Origin of the sequence: Caballeronia sp., assembly GCF_028292365.1 — a bacterium.
Lineage (GTDB): Bacteria > Pseudomonadota > Gammaproteobacteria > Burkholderiales > Burkholderiaceae > Caballeronia.
The window spans coordinates 1-2660 of the sequence record NZ_JAQGMM010000329.1; the positions used below are offsets into that span (position 1 = coordinate 1).

Consider the following 2660-nt stretch of genomic DNA (forward strand, 5'->3'; position numbering starts at 1 on the left):
GGCGCGGGCCAGATGAGCCGTGTGGATTCGGCGCGCATTGCCAGCATCAAGGCGCAGAACGCGGGCTTGTCGCTGGCCGGATCGGCGGTGGCATCGGATGCGTTTTTCCCGTTCCGCGATGGCCTCGACGTCGTCGTCAACGCGGGCGCGACCTGCGTGATCCAGCCGGGCGGCTCCATGCGCGATGACGAAGTGATCGCCGCTGCGGACGAGCACAACATTGCGATGGTGCTGACCGGAACACGTCACTTCCGTCACTAAGTACGCTTCACCTTTGCAGAGCCCGGTTGCCGGCAGGCGCACCGGGCTTTTTACTTTTTGCGCCGCGCTGTTAGTATCGCAAGCACTACGTTCCAACGGCACTCCATGAGAATTCTCGGTATTGACCCGGGCCTGCGCGTGACGGGGTTCGGCGTTATCGACAAGACCGGTCAAACGCTGACCTATGTGACGAGCGGCGTCATCAAGACTGCCGACGCAGATTTGCCGTCGCGTCTGCACACGATCTTCGAAGGTATTTCGACACTTGTCCGGCAACACGCGCCCGACCAGTCCGCGATCGAAAAAGTGTTCGTCAACGTTAATCCGCAATCCACGCTGCTGCTCGGCCAGGCGCGCGGCGCAGCAATCTGTGGCCTGGTCGCGAGCGGCGTGCCCGTCGCTGAATATACGGCCTTGCAGTTGAAGCAAGCCGTGGTGGGCTATGGCCGCGCCACGAAGGAGCAAATGCAGCAAATGGTTGTGCGCTTGCTCGCGCTCACGGGGGTACCGGGCACCGACGCCGCCGATGCGCTCGGCATGGCCATCTGCCACGCGCACGCCGGCAGCGCGATGACCGCGCTCGGCGAGATCGCGCCATCGCTGGCAAAAAAGGGCCTGCGCGTACGGCGCGGCCGTCTTGTCGGCTAACTCCACTACAAGTTCCTCACCATGATTGGTCGCATTGCAGGCGTTTTGCTGGAAAAAAATCCACCGTACTTACTCGTTGATTGCGGCGGCGTAGGCTACGAAATCGCCGTCCCCATGAGCACCTTCTACAACCTGCCGAACAGCGGCGAAAAGATCGTGCTGCTGACCCAGTTGATCGTTCGTGAAGACGCGCATTTGCTATACGGCTTCGGTACGCAACAGGAACGCACGACCTTCCGCGAACTGCTCAAGATCAGCGGCATCGGGGCGCGCATGGCGCTCGCCGTGCTGTCGGGCATGAGCGTTCAGGAACTCGCTCAGGCGGTGACGATGCAGGACGCTGCGCGTCTGACACGCACGCCTGGCATTGGCAAGAAGACGGCCGAGCGCCTGTTGCTCGAACTGAAAGGCAAGCTTGGCGCGGATCTGGGCACGGTAGCGGGCACGGTGAGCGGCCCAGACCACGCGAGCGATATCCTGAATGCATTGCTGTCATTGGGTTACTCCGAAAAAGAAGCGCTAATGTCGGTGAAGAATGTTCCGGCTGGCACGGGCGTCTCGGAAGGCATCAAGCTGGCCCTGAAAGCGCTGTCCAAGAGCTAGTCAGGCCAGTCTCCCACGTTGCTGATCCGGCCAACAGTCGGCCGATCGGCCAGCTTTTCGTGTTCGAGCCACGCGGTACAATCGACGCATGATAGAAACCGACAAACTCGCTGCCGAACGCATCATTTCGGCTACTCCCGTCTCGCCGAACGAGGAAGTGTTCGAGCGCGCGCTGCGGCCGCGCGATCTCGAGGAATACGTCGGGCAGGAGAAGATCCGCGATCAACTTCAGATTTTTATCGAGGCCGCGCGGCGACGCTCCGAAGCGCTCGACCACGTTCTGTTGTTCGGGCCACCGGGTCTCGGCAAGACCACGCTCGCGCACATCATCGCGCGGGAGATGGGCGTTAATCTGCGGCAAACGTCGGGGCCGGTACTGGAACGCGCCGGCGATCTGGCTGCGCTACTGACCAACCTCGAGAAAAACGATGTGCTTTTCATCGACGAAATTCATCGGCTGTCGCCGGTCGTCGAGGAAATCCTGTATCCGGCGCTCGAGGATTATCAAATCGACATCATGATCGGTGAAGGCCCGGCGGCACGCAGCGTAAAGCTGGATTTGCAGCCGTTCACGCTGGTCGGCGCGACCACGCGGGCGGGCATGCTGACCAACCCGTTACGCGATCGATTCGGCATTGTGTCGCGGCTGGAGTTTTACACCGCGAGCGAACTGGCGCGGATCGTTACGCGCTCGGCGTCACTGCTCAAGGCGGATATCGTCCCGGAAGGGGCGTTGGAAATTGCGAAGCGGGCACGCGGGACGCCGCGGATCGCGAACCGGCTGCTGCGGCGTGTGCGTGATTACGCTGAGGTGCGAGCGGACGGCAACATCACAGCCGACGTCGCCGATGCCGCGTTGAAGATGCTGGACGTCGATCCGGTCGGCTTCGACCTGATGGATCGCAAACTACTGGAAGCCATCCTGCACAAATTCGATGGCGGTCCGGTCGGGGTCGACAATCTGGCGGCGGCTATTGGCGAAGAGTGCGACACCATTGAAGACGTGCTGGAACCTTATTTGATCCAGCAGGGATATTTACAACGCACGCCGCGCGGACGCGTTGCCACATTGCTCACGTATCGCCACTTTGGCCTGGCCGCTCCCGACGCCGGCCCGGTCCGCGAACTGTGGGACGCCAACGCAGACA

3 protein-coding genes and 1 pseudogene are annotated in these 2660 nt (G+C 61.7%); all 4 read left to right on the forward strand.

Annotated features, from left to right (window positions below; all coding sequences use genetic code 11):
* Window positions 1-261 (forward strand): annotated as a pseudogene (gene purH / locus JWR14_RS20100) (bifunctional phosphoribosylaminoimidazolecarboxamide formyltransferase/IMP cyclohydrolase); the annotation flags it as partial.
* Between the two features lie 105 nt (window positions 262-366).
* The gene (gene ruvC, locus JWR14_RS20105; protein WP_299710213.1) at window positions 367-909 is read left to right on the forward strand and encodes a crossover junction endodeoxyribonuclease RuvC; all 543 of its coding nucleotides are present in this window, start codon (window positions 367-369) and stop codon (window positions 907-909) included.
* Window positions 910-930: 21 nt separating this feature from the next.
* A complete protein-coding gene (ruvA, locus tag JWR14_RS20110; protein WP_299710216.1) occupies window positions 931-1512 on the forward strand; it encodes a Holliday junction branch migration protein RuvA in 582 nt (193 codons plus the stop codon).
* Window positions 1513-1600: 88 nt separating this feature from the next.
* Window positions 1601-2660, forward strand: a 1060-nt coding sequence (ruvB, locus tag JWR14_RS20115; RefSeq protein ID WP_299710218.1) for a Holliday junction branch migration DNA helicase RuvB, incomplete at its 3' end; no start/stop codon positions are given.

Coding starts and splice junctions, on each gene's coding strand:
- ruvC (WP_299710213.1), top strand. CDS start 367: ATGAGAATTCTCGGTATTGACCCGGGCCTGCGCGTGACGGGGTTCGGC.
- ruvA (WP_299710216.1), top strand. CDS start 931: ATGATTGGTCGCATTGCAGGCGTTTTGCTGGAAAAAAATCCACCGTAC.